This is a genomic window from Pseudomonas sp. JAI111 (assembly GCF_024809425.1).
Lineage (GTDB): Bacteria > Pseudomonadota > Gammaproteobacteria > Pseudomonadales > Pseudomonadaceae > Aquipseudomonas.
Map to the genome: position 1 here is coordinate 189,215 of NZ_JANUCB010000009.1, position 15,172 is coordinate 204,386.

12 protein-coding genes are annotated in these 15,172 nt (G+C 59.8%); all 12 read left to right on the top strand.

Annotated elements, in window-relative coordinates:
* Nucleotides 1-3: 3 nt before the first annotated feature.
* The 12 genes from purB (at nucleotide 4) to nuoH (ending at nucleotide 15,160) form a co-directional block, all read left to right on the top strand.
* A complete protein-coding gene (gene purB / locus HNR03_RS24925) occupies nucleotides 4-1,374 on the top strand; it encodes an adenylosuccinate lyase (protein ID WP_222587614.1) in 1,371 nt (456 codons plus the stop codon).
* 86 nt (nucleotides 1,375-1,460) lie between these two features.
* A complete protein-coding gene (locus HNR03_RS24930) occupies nucleotides 1,461-2,630 on the top strand; it encodes a cupin domain-containing protein (RefSeq protein WP_259156442.1) in 1,170 nt (389 codons plus the stop codon).
* Nucleotides 2,623-3,048, top strand: a complete 426-nt coding sequence (locus HNR03_RS24935; RefSeq protein WP_222587616.1) for a GNAT family N-acetyltransferase — start codon at nucleotides 2,623-2,625, stop codon at nucleotides 3,046-3,048. Before HNR03_RS24930 ends, HNR03_RS24935 begins: the two co-directional genes overlap by 8 nt.
* Before the next feature lie 216 nt (nucleotides 3,049-3,264).
* On the top strand, nucleotides 3,265-4,026 hold the full coding sequence (locus HNR03_RS24940; RefSeq protein ID WP_222587617.1) for a secretin N-terminal domain-containing protein: 762 nt from the start codon (nucleotides 3,265-3,267) through the stop codon (nucleotides 4,024-4,026).
* Between the two features lie 495 nt (nucleotides 4,027-4,521).
* Nucleotides 4,522-5,847, top strand: coding sequence for an isocitrate lyase (gene aceA, locus HNR03_RS24945; protein WP_020296744.1), 1,326 nt, complete (start codon nucleotides 4,522-4,524; stop codon nucleotides 5,845-5,847).
* A 648-nt stretch (nucleotides 5,848-6,495) separates the two neighbouring features.
* Nucleotides 6,496-6,909 carry an NADH-quinone oxidoreductase subunit A gene (locus HNR03_RS24950; RefSeq protein ID WP_003223812.1) on the top strand — a complete coding sequence of 138 codons (414 nt, stop codon included), beginning with the start codon at nucleotides 6,496-6,498 and terminating at the stop codon, nucleotides 6,907-6,909.
* Nucleotides 6,910-6,919: 10 nt separating this feature from the next.
* Nucleotides 6,920-7,594 carry an NADH-quinone oxidoreductase subunit B family protein gene (locus tag HNR03_RS24955; protein ID WP_007946424.1) on the top strand — a complete coding sequence of 225 codons (675 nt, stop codon included), beginning with the start codon at nucleotides 6,920-6,922 and terminating at the stop codon, nucleotides 7,592-7,594.
* A gap of 72 nt (nucleotides 7,595-7,666) precedes the next feature.
* Nucleotides 7,667-9,451 (top strand): NADH-quinone oxidoreductase subunit C/D, encoded by a 1,785-nt coding sequence (nuoC, locus tag HNR03_RS24960; protein ID WP_222587618.1) that lies wholly within the window; start codon nucleotides 7,667-7,669, stop codon nucleotides 9,449-9,451.
* A gap of 2 nt (nucleotides 9,452-9,453) precedes the next feature.
* Nucleotides 9,454-9,951 (top strand): NADH-quinone oxidoreductase subunit NuoE, encoded by a 498-nt coding sequence (gene nuoE / locus HNR03_RS24965; protein ID WP_007946422.1) that lies wholly within the window; start codon nucleotides 9,454-9,456, stop codon nucleotides 9,949-9,951.
* Nucleotides 9,948-11,303 (top strand): NADH-quinone oxidoreductase subunit NuoF, encoded by a 1,356-nt coding sequence (gene nuoF / locus HNR03_RS24970; RefSeq protein WP_090185654.1) that lies wholly within the window; start codon nucleotides 9,948-9,950, stop codon nucleotides 11,301-11,303. The genes nuoE and nuoF overlap by 4 nt, the downstream gene beginning before the upstream one ends.
* 138 nt (nucleotides 11,304-11,441) lie before the next feature.
* Nucleotides 11,442-14,156, top strand: coding sequence for an NADH-quinone oxidoreductase subunit NuoG (gene nuoG / locus HNR03_RS24975; RefSeq protein ID WP_259156474.1), 2,715 nt, complete (start codon nucleotides 11,442-11,444; stop codon nucleotides 14,154-14,156).
* Nucleotides 14,153-15,160 carry an NADH-quinone oxidoreductase subunit NuoH gene (gene nuoH, locus HNR03_RS24980; RefSeq protein WP_046032492.1) on the top strand — a complete coding sequence of 336 codons (1,008 nt, stop codon included), beginning with the start codon at nucleotides 14,153-14,155 and terminating at the stop codon, nucleotides 15,158-15,160. Before nuoG ends, nuoH begins: the two co-directional genes overlap by 4 nt.
* Nucleotides 15,161-15,172 lie beyond the last annotated feature (12 nt).

Here is a 15,172-nt window from a genome sequence, read left to right on the forward strand (position 1 = left end):
CCCATGCAGCTTTCTTCGCTCACTGCGGTTTCCCCTGTTGACGGCCGCTACGCCGGCAAAACCCAGGCCCTGCGCCCAATTTTCAGCGAATACGGTCTGATCCGTGCTCGCGTCCTGGTTGAAGTGCGCTGGCTCCAGCGCCTGGCCGCTCACCCAGGCATCAGCGAAGTGCCGGCGTTCTCCGCCGAAGCCAACGCTGTACTGAACACCCTGGCGGACAACTTCGCTCTGGAGCACGCCGAGCGTGTCAAAGAGATCGAGCGCACCACCAACCACGACGTCAAAGCCATCGAATACCTGCTCAAAGAGCAAGCGGCCAAGCTGCCGGAACTGGCCAAGGTCAGCGAATTCATCCACTTTGCCTGCACCAGCGAGGACATCAACAACCTGTCCCACGCCCTGATGCTGCGCGAAGGCCGTGATGACGTGATGCTGCCGCTGATGCGCCAGACTGCTGAAGCCATCCGCGAACTGGCCATCCGTTTCGCCGACGTGCCAATGCTGTCGCGCACCCACGGTCAGCCGGCTTCGCCGACCACCCTGGGCAAAGAGCTGGCGAACGTGGTTTACCGTCTGGAGCGTCAAATCGCCCAGGTCGCCGCCGTTCCGCTGCTGGGCAAGATCAACGGCGCTGTCGGCAATTACAACGCTCACCTGTCGGCCTACCCTGAGATCGACTGGGAAGAAAACGCCCGCGCCTTCATCGAAGACGAACTGGGCCTGGGCTTCAACCCGTACACCACGCAGATCGAACCGCACGACTACATCGCCGAGCTGTTCGACGCGATCGCTCGCTTCAACACCATCCTGATCGACTTCGACCGTGACATCTGGGGCTATATCTCCCTGGGTTATTTCAAACAGCGCACCATCGCTGGCGAAATCGGTTCCTCGACCATGCCGCACAAGGTCAACCCGATCGACTTCGAAAACTCCGAAGGCAACCTGGGCATCGCCAACGCACTGTTCCAGCACCTGGCGAGCAAACTGCCAATCTCCCGCTGGCAGCGCGACCTGACCGACTCCACCGTACTGCGCAACCTCGGTGTCGGCTTCGCCCACAGCGTGATCGCATACGAAGCCAGCCTCAAAGGCATCAGCAAACTGGAGCTCAACGCCCAGAAGATCGCTGCTGACCTGGACGCATGCTGGGAAGTGTTGGCCGAGCCGATCCAGACCGTGATGCGCCGCTACAACATCGAAAACCCGTACGAGAAGCTGAAAGAGTTGACCCGCGGCAAGGGCATCAGCCCTGAAGCGCTGCAAACTTTCATCGACGGCCTGGACATGCCAGCCGCCGCCAAGGCCGAGCTGAAATTGCTCACCCCGGCGAACTACATCGGTAACGCTGTAGAGCAAGCCAGACGCATCTGATCGACCGCTGTACCCGTTTGAGACGCCCGGCAGCGCCGGGCGTTTTTATTCCCGTCTGAAAAGTGCTTTTTTTCAATAGGTTACACATGAATCCTGATATTCCTCTTCAACTTCTGGGTGGCATCACGGCGCGCGAATTCATGCGCGACTACTGGCAGAAAAAACCTCTGCTGATCCGCCAGGCGATTCCTGAATTCGAAAGCCCGATCGATGCCGACGAACTGGCCGGCCTGGCGCTGGAAGAAGAAGTTGAGTCGCGCCTGATCATCGAAAACGGCGAGCGTCCTTGGGAGTTGCGTCGCGGCCCCTTCGCCGAAGACGAATTCAGCAAGCTGCCGGAACGCGACTGGACCCTGCTGGTTCAAGCCGTTGACCAGTTCGTGCCGGAAGTCGCCGAACTGCTGGAGAACTTCCGTTTTCTGCCGAGCTGGCGCATCGACGACGTGATGATCAGCTTCGCCGCCCCGGGTGGCAGCGTCGGTCCGCACTTCGACAACTACGACGTGTTCCTGCTGCAAGGCCACGGCAAGCGCAATTGGAAAATCGGCCAGATGTGCGATGCCGAGAGCCCGATGCTGAAACATGCCGACCTGCGCATCCTGGCTGATTTCGAAGCCACCGATGAATGGGTGCTGGAACCGGGCGACATGCTTTACCTGCCGCCACGCCTGGCCCATTGCGGCGTGGCCGTCGATGACTGCCTGACGTATTCGGTCGGTTTCCGCGCACCTAGCGCTGCTGAAGTGCTGACCCACTTCACTGACTTCCTCAGCCAGTTCCTGTCTGACGAAGAGCGCTACACCGACGCCGACGCCCTGCCAGCGGTAGACCCGCATCAGATTCAGCACGACGCTCTTGATCGCCTGAAAGCCTTGCTGGCCGAGCACATGAGCGACGAGCGCCTGCTGCTGACCTGGTTCGGCCAGTTCATGACCGAGCCGCGCTACCCGGAACTGGTGGTTGGTCCGGAAGAAGTCGAAGAAGACGATCTGCTCGCCAGCCTCGAGCAAGGCGCCGTAATGATCCGCAACCCGAGTGCGCGTCTGGCATGGTCCGAAGTGGATGACGATCTGCTGTTGTTCGCCAGTGGCCAGAGCCGTTACCTGCCGGGCAAACTGCGCGATCTGTTGAAATTGATTTGCGCCGCCGACGCCCTGCACATCGACAATCTCGGCGAGTGGCTGAGCGACGAAGATGGCCGCGGCCTGCTGTGCGAACTGATCAAGCAAGGAAGCCTGGGGTTTGCCGATGAATAAAATTCACGTACGTGTCGCAGACTGGCAGAAGGATATCGCCGAGATCCGGCGCATTCGTGAGACGGTGTTCATCGCCGAGCAATCCGTTCCACCTGAACTGGAATGGGATGCTGATGACGCAACAGCGGTGCATTTCCTGGCCTACGAGGGCGACTTTCCGATTGGCACAGCACGCCTGTTGCCTGACGGTCATGTCGGCCGGGTATCGGTGCTCAAAGACTGGCGCGGTTTGAAAGTCGGCGATGCACTGATGCACGCGGTGATCGGTGAAGCAGAGAAGCGCGGGCTGAAGCAGCAGATGCTGAGTGCGCAAGTGCAGGCCACGGCGTTCTACGAACGCCTGGGCTTCAGCATGGTCAGTGAGGAATTCCTGGAAGCCGGGATTCCGCATGTGGACATGGTGCGGCACTCGGCCTGATACCGAGTCGCACCCTTCGCGAGCAAGCCCGCTCCCACAATTGGAATGCATTTCCCTGTGGGAGCGGGCTTGCTCGCGAAGAGCCTTGAAGAACACCCCAAAACGCCCCGGCTATCTTCGGATACCGGGGCGTTTTGCTGTCTGCGATTCAACTTGCCCCACCCCGGGCCGACAAACTGGCAATATCAACACTTCAAGATGGCGGAGATAACGGATATGTCCCTACGCACCCTGCTCACCACGCTGCTGCTGAGCTGCAGTTTTTCGGCCATGGCAGCCACCGAGATCGTGCCCCTGAACTACCGCACGAGTGACGATATGCTGCCGATGGCACAAAATTTCATCGGCAAGGACGGCCAGGTCAGCGCCTACGGCAACCAACTCATTGTCAATGCTGATCAGCGCAAGATCGACGAACTTAAGGCCCTGATCTCCCAACTCGACGTTGCGGCCAAGCGCTTGCTGATTACCGTCGACACCAACGAAAACAACTTCCAGGGCGATCAGGGTTACTCAGTCAACGGTGCCAAACCGAGCCAGACGCGCATCATCAATCGCAGCACCGACAGCCGTGATGGCGGCATCCAGCAAATCCAGGCCAGCGAAGGTGCTCCAGCACTGATTCAGGTCGGCCAAAGCGTACCGCTGACCAGCGCACAGACCGATTCCTACGGCGATCTGCGCAGCCAGACTGAATACCGAAACGTCACCCAAGGGTTCTATGTCACTGCCAGCGTCACCGGCGACATCGTTCACCTGGCGATCAGTACCAACCGTGACCGCATGAGCCAGGAACGTCCCGATGTAGTGAATGTGCAAAGCACCGACACAACTGTCACCGGGCGCCTCGGCGAATGGATCACCCTGGCCGGTGTGAACCGCGAGACTCAAGCTGACAAACAGGGTCTGGGCCGCAGCTACTCGACTCAGGGCCGGGATGACATGACCCTGCGGGTGAAAGTCGACACTTTGGACTAAACCACCGAAAACTGACTGATTAGTCGTATTAGACCAAAGATGTAGTGCCACAAAAAAAGCACTACAAAACGTTTGACGATCGAAAAAAGCAAAGGCATGATGGCCTCGCTCCCGCTAATCAGGGGCCCTGGCAAGGGCCTTCGAAGCGTCGCTCGCAACTACCCCGCGAGCCGTTTCGTGTCTGTACCGCCCACAAGGTGTGTTTGACGAGGTTGCCGACTGGAACGAAGTTGTCCCGAGGGACGGAAGCGTAATTAGGTAACCCGGCTCCACACTGAAGTTCGTATAAAGGCCCACGACGCCCGAATCCGCTCGCCAGTTCGCCCTTACCTGCTCACTTCCCCTCGAGCCCATCGTTCATCCCGTCGCCATCCCCGCCGAATCCGACTTGACCACCTAAGCTTCTGGTCAGCGAGCAGCCTCTTACGCCTGATTTGCGTAGTGGGCAGGAGCAGGAATTTTCCACCCCAGACCTATGCGACGAGGTTTATCTCCATGGCACTGACACGCGAACAGCAAATTGCAGCCCTCGAAAAAGATTGGGCTGAAAACCCACGCTGGAAAGGCGTGACACGCGCTTACTCCGCTGCTGACGTCGTCCGCCTGCGTGGCTCGGTTCAACCTGAGCACACCCTTGCAAGAATGGGCGCCGAGAAGCTGTGGAACCTGGTCACCCAGGGCGCCAAGCCGTCCTTCCGTCCTGAGAAAGATTTCGTCAACTGCATGGGCGCCCTGACCGGCGGCCAGGCTGTACAACAAGTCAAAGCCGGTATCCAGGCGATCTACCTGTCGGGCTGGCAGGTTGCTGCGGACAACAACTCCGCAGAATCGATGTACCCGGACCAGTCGCTGTACCCGGTGGATTCGGTTCCAACCGTGGTCAAGCGCATCAACAACTCGTTCCGTCGTGCTGACCAGATCCAGTGGAAAGCCGGCAAGAACCCGGGCGACGAAGGCTACATCGACTACTTCGCACCAATCGTGGCTGACGCTGAAGCCGGTTTCGGCGGCGTTCTGAACGCTTACGAGCTGATGAAGAGCATGATCGAAGCAGGCGCCGCCGGCGTTCACTTCGAAGACCAACTGGCTTCCGTGAAAAAATGCGGCCACATGGGCGGCAAGGTACTGGTTCCTACCCAGGAAGCTGTACAGAAGCTGACCGCTGCTCGTTTGGCAGCTGACGTTGCCGGCACGCCGACCATCATCCTGGCCCGTACCGACGCAAACGCTGCTGACCTGCTGACGTCGGACTGCGACCCGTACGACCAGCCATTCGTGACTGGCGAACGCACCCAGGAAGGCTTCTACAAAGTGCGCGCCGGTCTCGACCAGGCGATCGCTCGCGGCCTGGCCTACGCGCCGTACGCCGACCTGATCTGGTGCGAAACCGCCAAGCCGGATCTGGACGAGGCTCGTCGCTTCGCTGAAGCGATCAAAAAGGAATACCCGGACCAACTGCTGTCGTACAACTGCTCGCCTTCCTTCAACTGGAAGAAAAACCTGGACGACGCGACCATCGCCAAGTTCCAGCGCGAACTGTCCGCCATGGGTTACAAGCACCAGTTCATCACCCTGGCCGGCATTCACAACATGTGGCACAGCATGTTCAACCTGGCGCACGACTACGCCCGCAACGACATGACTGCCTACGTGAAGCTGCAAGAGCAAGAGTTCGCTGACGCCGCCAAGGGTTACACCTTCGTGGCTCACCAGCAGGAAGTGGGCACCGGCTACTTCGACGACATGACCACTGTGATTCAAGGTGGCACGTCCTCGGTAACCGCACTGACCGGTTCGACCGAAGAAGAACAGTTCCACTGATCTGCTTCGCCTGAGCAAACGGCCGTTGCGGATCGAGTAGAAAGCTAACCGCAACGCCGCACATCTGACGCCCCGACTGGTTCGGGGCGTTTTTTTGCCTGCGATTTAGCAAATACTGCTACTCCCTGTGGGAGCGGGCTTGCCCGCGATGGCAGTCTGTCAGTCAATTCGGCAGCACCTGACACACCCTCATCGCGGGCAAGCCCGCTCCCACAGAGAACGCGCCATGGCGCAAAACCATCTGAAAAATCTTGATCCAGAGCAGTCTCCCCATCAGAAAAACACGGTAAAACGACCCCGCCTGCTACTTGCAGTAATGCGCATATAAGACAACTTCCCGGTCATCATCCCGTTAAACAGTTTAAAAACCGACTCAAACAATATTGATTATCATTTAGCGACAACTATGTTCGTTACATTTCCGACAAAACAATATTGATGAAATGCCGGCTAATGCCCGCAACGCATGGGCCGCGGGCTTTCGGAGGTGCGCTATGTCCTTATTCCTATAAATAATTTCGCTATAGGAATTTTACTTGCAGAGTGTTGTGCCATAAAATCAGCGGGATTGATTGCTGCGACATATCGTCACTGCTTTGTTTCTTTATCAAGCTCAGAGACCTTTGCTCTCTGTTAAGGATTACCAGCATGCCCGAAGCGACAGGACTCATGGCCCACAACTGGGGCTTTGCCATTTTCCTTCTGGGCGTTGTCGGCCTCTGCGCCTTCATGCTCGGCGTCTCCAGCCTTCTCGGGTCAAAAGCCTGGGGTCGCAGCAAAAACGAACCGTTCGAGTCCGGCATGCTACCTACAGGTGGCGCCCGCTTGCGGCTCTCAGCCAAATTCTATCTGGTCGCGATGCTCTTCGTGATCTTCGATATCGAAGCCCTCTTTCTCTTTGCCTGGTCTGTGTCCGTCCGCGAAAGCGGCTGGACCGGATTCGTCGAAGCTCTCGTTTTCATAGCAATTCTGTTGGCAGGTCTTGTCTACCTGTTCCGAGTGGGCGCCCTTGACTGGGCTCCGGAAGCTCGTCGCAAGCGGCAGGCGAAGCTGAAACAATGAGGCTTTGGCAATGCAATACAATCTCACCAGGATCGACCCCGATGCTCCTAACGAGCAGTATCCGATTGGCGAACGGGAAACCGTTTCCGATCCGTTAGAAGATCAAGTCCACAAAAACATCTTCATGGGCAAGCTCGAAGACGTGCTTAACGGCACGATCAACTGGGGGCGCAAGAACTCCCTGTGGCCGTATAACTTCGGTCTTTCGTGCTGCTACGTGGAAATGACTACCGCCTTCACGGCGCCCCACGACATCGCGCGCTTTGGCGCCGAGGTTATCCGGGCATCGCCGCGTCAGGCGGACTTCATGGTTATCGCCGGTACCTGCTTCATCAAGATGGCGCCGATCATTCAGCGTCTCTACGAGCAAATGCTCGAACCTAAATGGGTTATTTCCATGGGTTCGTGCGCCAACTCCGGTGGCATGTACGACATCTACTCAGTCGTTCAAGGGGTGGACAAGTTCCTGCCCGTGGACGTCTACGTGCCTGGCTGCCCGCCCCGTCCTGAAGCTTTCCTGCAAGGCTTGATGCTCTTGCAAGAGTCGATTGGACAGGAGCGTCGTCCGCTTTCCTGGGTCGTCGGTGATCAAGGCGTGTACCGCGCCGAGATGCCTTCCGAAAAGGAAAAGCGCCGCGAACAGCGAATCGCAGTCACCAACCTGCGCAGCCCCGACGAAGTCTGATCCAGATCTGCTTCTTTAAAAGAACAAGACACTGGCTTCATTCTTTACGTTGACCGAAAGCGATAAATAACCATGACTACAGGCAGTGCTCTGTACATCCCGCCTTATAAGGCAGACGACCAGGATGTGGTCGTCGAACTGAACAACCGTTTTGGCCCCGAGGCGTTCACCGCCCAGCCTACCCGCACCGGCATGCCGGTGCTTTGGGTTGCCCGGGCCAAACTCGTCGAAGTCCTGACTTTCCTGCGCAACCTGCCCAAGCCGTACGTCATGCTCTATGACCTGCACGGCGTGGACGAGCGTCTGCGCACCAAGCGTCAAGGGCTGCCAAGCGGCGCCGACTTCACTGTGTTCTATCACTTGATGTCGATCGAACGTAATAGTGACGTAATGATCAAGGTCGCCTTGTCCGAGAGCGACCTTAGCGTGCCGACCGTGACCGGTATCTGGCCGAACGCCAACTGGTACGAGCGTGAAGTGTGGGACATGTACGGCATCAACTTTGCCGGCCACCCGCACCTGACCCGCATCATGATGCCGCCGACCTGGGAAGGTCACCCGCTGCGCAAGGACTTCCCGGCCCGCGCCACCGAGTTCGATCCGTTCAGCCTGACCCTGGCCAAGCAACAGCTTGAGGAAGAAGCCGCGCGCTTCAAGCCTGAAGACTGGGGCATGAAACGTTCCGGCGCGAACGAGGACTACATGTTCCTCAACCTCGGCCCCAACCACCCTTCGGCGCACGGTGCGTTCCGCATCATCCTGCAGCTGGACGGTGAAGAGATCGTCGACTGCGTGCCTGACGTCGGTTACCACCACCGTGGTGCCGAGAAGATGGCCGAGCGTCAGTCCTGGCACAGTTTCATTCCGTACACCGACCGTATCGACTACCTCGGCGGCGTGATGAACAACCTGCCGTACGTGCTCTCGGTCGAGAAGCTGGCCGGCATCAAGGTGCCCGAGAAGGTCGACGTCATCCGCATCATGATGGCCGAGTTCTTCCGGATCACCAGCCACCTGCTGTTCCTGGGTACCTACATCCAGGACGTCGGCGCCATGACCCCGGTGTTCTTCACGTTCACCGACCGTCAGAAGGCGTACACGGTGATCGAAGCCATTACCGGTTTCCGTCTGCACCCGGCCTGGTACCGCATCGGTGGCGTCGCCCACGACCTGCCGCGCGGCTGGGAAAAGCTGGTGAAAGACTTCGTCGAGTGGATGCCAAAGCGCCTGGACGAATACCAGAAAGCCGCACTGGACAACAGCATCCTGCGTGGCCGGACCATCGGCGTCGCCGCCTACAACACCAAGGAAGCCTTCGAATGGGGCGTCACTGGTGCCGGTCTGCGTTCGACCGGTTGCGACTTCGACCTGCGTAAGGCACGCCCGTACTCCGGTTACGAGAACTTCGAATTCGAAGTGCCGCTGGCCGCCAATGGCGACGCCTACGACCGTTGCATCGTGCGCGTCGAAGAAATGCGCCAGAGCATCAAGATCATCGAGCAGTGCATGCGCAACATGCCGGAAGGCCCGTATAAGGCGGATCACCCGCTGACCACGCCGCCGCCAAAAGAGCGCACGCTGCAGCACATCGAGACCCTGATCACGCACTTCCTGCAAGTTTCGTGGGGCCCGGTCATGCCGGCCAACGAATCCTTCCAGATGATCGAAGCGACCAAGGGCATCAACAGTTATTACCTGACGAGCGATGGCGGCACCATGAGCTACCGCACCCGGATTCGTACGCCAAGCTTCCCGCACCTGCAGCAGATCCCTTCGGTGATCAAAGGCAGCATGGTCGCGGACTTGATTGCGTACCTGGGTAGTATCGATTTCGTTATGGCCGACGTGGACCGCTAAGCATGAATAGCACGCTTATCCAGACAGACCGTTTCACCTTGAGTGAAACCGAGCGCTCGGCCATCGAGCACGAGCTGCATCACTACGAAGACCCGCGCGCGGCGTCGATCGAAGCCCTGAAGATCGTCCAGAAGGAACGTGGCTGGGTGCCTGACGGCGCGCTCTACGCCATCGGCGAGATCCTCGGCATTCCGGCGAGCGACGTTGAAGGGGTGGCGACGTTCTATAGCCAGATCTTCCGTCAGCCAGTCGGTCGCCACATCATTCGCGTCTGCGACAGCATGGTCTGCTACATCGGCGGCCACGAATCGGTTGTCAGCGAAATCCAGAGCAATCTGGGCATCGGCCTGGGGCAGACCACTGCCGACGGTCGATTCACCCTGCTGCCGGTCTGCTGCCTCGGCAACTGTGACAAGGCGCCGGCGTTGATGATCGACGACGACACTTTCGGTGATGTGCAGCCTGCCGGCGTTGCCAAATTGCTCGAGGGCTACGTATGACCCTGACTTCCTTCGGTCCAGCCAACCGCATCAAGCGTTCGGCCGAGACCCACCCGCTCACCTGGCGTCTGCGTGATGACGGCGAAGCCGTCTGGCTCGACGAGTACCAGGCCAAGAACGGTTACGCCGCTGCCCGCAAGGCCTTTGCCGACATGGCTCAGGACGACATCGTCCAGACCGTGAAGGATTCGGGCTTGAAAGGTCGCGGCGGCGCAGGCTTCCCCACTGGCGTTAAGTGGGGCCTGATGCCCAAAGACGAATCCATCAACATCCGCTACCTGCTGTGCAACGCGGACGAGATGGAACCGAACACCTGGAAAGACCGCATGCTGATGGAGCAACTGCCCCATCTGCTGATCGAAGGCATGCTGATCAGTGCTCGCGCGCTGAAAACCTACCGTGGCTACATCTTCCTGCGTGGCGAATACACCACCGCCGCCAAGCACTTGAACCGTGCCGTGGAAGAAGCCAAGGCCGCAGGCCTTCTGGGCAAGAACATCCTGGGCAGCGGCTTCGATTTCGAGCTGTTCGTCCACACCGGCGCCGGGCGTTACATCTGCGGTGAAGAAACCGCACTGATCAACTCCCTCGAAGGCCGCCGCGCCAATCCGCGTTCCAAGCCGCCCTTCCCTGCCGCCGTTGGCGTGTGGGGCAAGCCGACGTGCGTGAACAACGTTGAAACCCTGTGCAACGTCCCGGCGATCATTGCCGACGGCGTGGACTGGTACAAATCGTTGGCGCGCCCGGGCAGTGAAGACATGGGCACCAAGCTCATGGGCTTCTCCGGCAAGGTCAAGAACCCGGGCCTGTGGGAATTGCCATTCGGCGTCACTGGTCGCGAGTTGTTCGAAGACTACGCCGGTGGCATGCGCGACGGTTACACGCTCAAGTGCTGGCAGCCAGGCGGCGCCGGTACCGGTTTCCTGTTGCCGGAACACCTCGACGCACAAATGTACGCCGGCGGCATCGCCAAAGTGGGCACCCGTATGGGTACTGGCCTGGCCATGGCGGTGGACGACAGCGTCAACATGGTTTCCCTGCTGCGCAACATGGAAGAGTTCTTCTCCCGTGAATCCTGCGGCTTCTGCACCCCGTGCCGTGACGGTCTGCCGTGGAGCGTCAAGCTGCTACGTGCAATCGAAAACGGTGAAGGGCAAGCCGGCGACATCGAGACCCTGCTGGGTCTGGTCGGTTTCCTCGGCCCGGGCAAGACCTTCTGTGCTCACGCACCGGGCGCCGTGGAGCCATTGGGCAGCGCAATCAAATACTTCCGCCATGAGTTCGAAGCCGGCATCGCGCCCACCAGCGCCGTCGTCCCGCCTCTGGCAAGGCCGATCGTAGTCGGCGCGTAAACGCTTAAAAAAGGCGAAGGGTCCGTGCCCTTCGCCTTCTCGTGTGATGACGCCGCAAGCGGCTGTTTTGATTCACGCGAACAACAAGATTCCATTAGCCACGCCCGCTGACACCGGGCCAACGAAGAACTTTGAACCATGGCCACTATCCACGTAGACGGCAAAGAGCTCGAAGTCGATGGGGCAGACAACCTGTTACAGGCATGTCTGTCGCTAGGCCTCGATATCCCTTATTTCTGCTGGCACCCAGCCCTTGGCAGCGTTGGCGCTTGCCGCCAGTGCGCGGTCAAGCAGTACACCGACGAGAACGACAAGCGTGGTCGGATCGTCATGTCCTGCATGACCCCCGCCACCGACGGCAGCTGGATCTCCATCGACGACGAAGAAGCGAAAGTGTTTCGCGCCAGCGTCGTTGAATGGCTGATGACCAACCACCCTCACGACTGCCCGGTCTGTGAAGAAGGCGGTCACTGCCACCTGCAAGACATGACCGTGATGACCGGCCACAACGAGCGCCGTTATCGCTTCACCAAGCGCACCCACCAGAACCAGCAACTGGGCCCGTTCATTTCCCACGAAATGAACCGCTGCATCGCTTGCTATCGCTGCGTGCGCTTCTATAAGGATTACGCTGGCGGCACCGATCTCGGTGTGTTCGGCGCCCACGACAACGTGTACTTCGGTCGCGTTGAAGACGGCACCCTGGAAAGCGAGTTCTCCGGCAACCTCACCGAGGTCTGCCCGACCGGTGTGTTCACCGACAAGACTCACTCCGAGCGCTACAACCGCAAGTGGGACATGCAGTTCTCGCCGAGCATCTGCCATGGCTGCTCCAGCGGTTGCAACATCTCCCCGGGCGAACGCTACGGTGAACTGCGTCGTATCGAAAACCGCTTCAACGGTTCGGTCAACCAGTACTTCCTGTGCGACCGTGGCCGTTTCGGCTATGGCTACGTCAACCGCACGGATCGTCCGCGTCAGCCATTGCTGGCCAACGGCGCCAAGCTGACCCTGGACGAAGCGCTGGATAAAGCCGCTGACCTGCTGCGCGGTCGCAACATCGTCGGTATCGGTTCGCCGCGCGCCAGCCTCGAAAGCAACTACGCGTTGCGCGAGCTGGTCGGTGCCGAGCACTTCTACTCCGGTATCGAAGCCGCTGAGCTGGAGCGCATTCGTCTGGTCATGCAGGTGCTCAAAGACAGCCCGCTGCCGATCCCGAACATGCGCGACATCGAAGACCACGACGCGATTTTCGTTCTTGGCGAAGACCTGACCCAGACCGCTGCGCGCATGGCCCTGTCCCTGCGCCAATCGGTCAAGGGCAAAGCCGAAGACATGGCCGACGCCATGCGCGTTCAGCCGTGGCTCGACGCCGCCGTGAAGAACATCGGTCAGCACGCGCTGAACCCGTTGTTCATCGCCAGCCTGGCTGAAACCAAGCTCGACGACGTCGCTGAAGAATGCGTTCACGCAGCACCGGACGATCTGGCCCGCATCGGTTTCGCCGTGGCTCACGCCCTCGACGCCAGCGCTCCGGCCGTCGAAGGCCTGGATGCTGAAGCCCTTGATCTGGCCAAGCGCATCGCCGACGCCCTGCTCGCGGCCAAGCGTCCATTGATCATCGCCGGCACCTCGTTGGGTTCCAAGGCGCTGATCGAAGCCGCCGCGAACATCGCCAAAGCCTTGAAGCTGCGTGAGAAGAACGGTTCCATCAGCCTGATCGTGCCAGAGGCCAACAGCCTCGGCCTGGCCATGCTCGGTGGCGACTCGGTCGACGACGCCCTGCAAGCGGTGATCGACGGCCGTGCCGACGCTCTCGTCGTGCTGGAAAACGATCTGTACACCCGCACCGACAAAGCCAAGGTTGATGCCGCCCTGAACGCCGCGAAAGTGGTGATCGTCGCGGACCATCAGAAGACTGCCACCAGCGATCGCGCGCACCTGGTTCTGCCGGCCGCCAGCTTCGCTGAAGGCGACGGTACGCTGGTCAGCCAGGAAGGCCGCGCCCAGCGCTTCTTCCAGGTGTTCGACCCGACTTACCTCGATGCGAGCATCCTGGTTCACGAAGGCTGGCGCTGGCTGCATGCCCTGCGCGCGACCCTGTTGAACCAGCCGATCGACTGGACCCAACTGGACCACGTCACCGCCGCTGTGGCTGCAAGCACGCCGCAACTGGCGCGTATCGTCGACGCCGCGCCGTCCGCCGCGTTCCGCATCAAAGGCCTGAAACTGGCGCGCGAACCGCTGCGCTACTCTGGTCGTACCGCCATGCGCGCCGACATCAGCGTGCACGAACCGCGTACTTCCCAGGACAACGACACTGCGTTCTCGTTCTCCATGGAAGGCTACTCGGGCTCGGTCGAACCGCGTCAGCAAGTGCCATTCGCCTGGTCTCCGGGCTGGAACTCGCCGCAAGCCTGGAACAAGTTCCAGGACGAAGTCGGTGGTCACATCCGCGCTGGCGACCCGGGCACCCGCCTGATCGAAAGCACCGGTGATTCGCTGAACTGGTTCGCCGCTGTTCCACGTGCATTCAACCCGGCGCCGGGCACCTGGCAGGTCGTGCCGTTCTTCCACCTGTTCGGCAGCGAAGAAAACTCTTCCAAAGCCGCACCGGTTCAAGAGCGCATTCCGGCCGCTTACGTGTCGCTGGCCAAGTCCGAAGCCGACCGCCTGGGTGTCAATGACGGCGCCATGCTCAGCTTGAGCGTCGCTGGCCAGACCTTGCGTCTGCCGCTGCGCATCAACGAAGAGCTGGGTGCTGGCCTGGTGGCATTGCCGGCCGGTATCGCCGGCATTCCGCCCGCGATCTTTGGCAAAACCGTTGACGGTCTGCAGGAGGCAGCGCAATGACTTGGTTCACTCCTGAAGTGATCGCCGTGATCATCTCGGTCATCCAGGCCATCGTGATTCTGCTCGCCGTGGTGGTCTGCGGCGCGCTGCTGAGCTGGGTCGAGCGTCGTCTGCTCGCCCTCTGGCAGGACCGTTACGGTCCGAACCGCGTCGGTCCGTTCGGCGCGTTCCAGATCGCGGCCGACATGATCAAGATGTTCTTCAAGGAAGACTGGACACCGCCGTTCGCCGACAAGATGATCTTCACCCTGGCACCGGTCGTGGCCATGAGCGCCCTGCTGATTGCCTTCGCGATCATCCCGATCACCCCGACCTGGGGCGTGGCGGACCTGAACATCGGCATCCTGTTCTTCTTCGCCATGGCCGGTCTGTCGGTCTACGCGGTGTTGTTCGCCGGCTGGTCGAGTAACAACAAGTTCGCCCTGCTGGGCAGCTTGCGGGCCTCGGCACAGACCGTGTCGTACGAAGTGTTCATGGGCCTGTCGCTGATGGGCATCGTGATCCAGGTTGGCTCGTTCAACATGCGCGACATCGTTGATTATCAAGCGCAGCACCTGTGGTTCATCATTCCGCAGATCTTCGGTTTCCTGACCTTCTTCATCGCTGGCGTCGCCGTGACTCACCGTCACCCGTTCGACCAGCCGGAAGCGGAACAGGAACTGGCCGACGGTTACCACATTGAATACGCCGGCATGAAATGGGGCATGTTCTTCGTCGGCGAGTACATCGGCATCGTGTTGATTTCGGCGCTGCTGGTGACCTTGTTCTTCGGTGGCTGGCACGGTCCGTTCGACATTCTGCCGCAGATCCCTTTCATCTGGTTCGCGCTCAAAACCGCGTTCTTCATCATGATCTTCATCCTGCTGCGCGCCTCGATTCCGCGCCCACGGTATGACCAAGTGATGGACTTCAGCTGGAAGTTCTGCCTGCCGCTGACCCTCGTCAACATGCTGGTGACCGCTGCGATCGTGTTGCTCAACACGCCCGCCGTCGCGGCTCAGTGAGGATAGAGAATC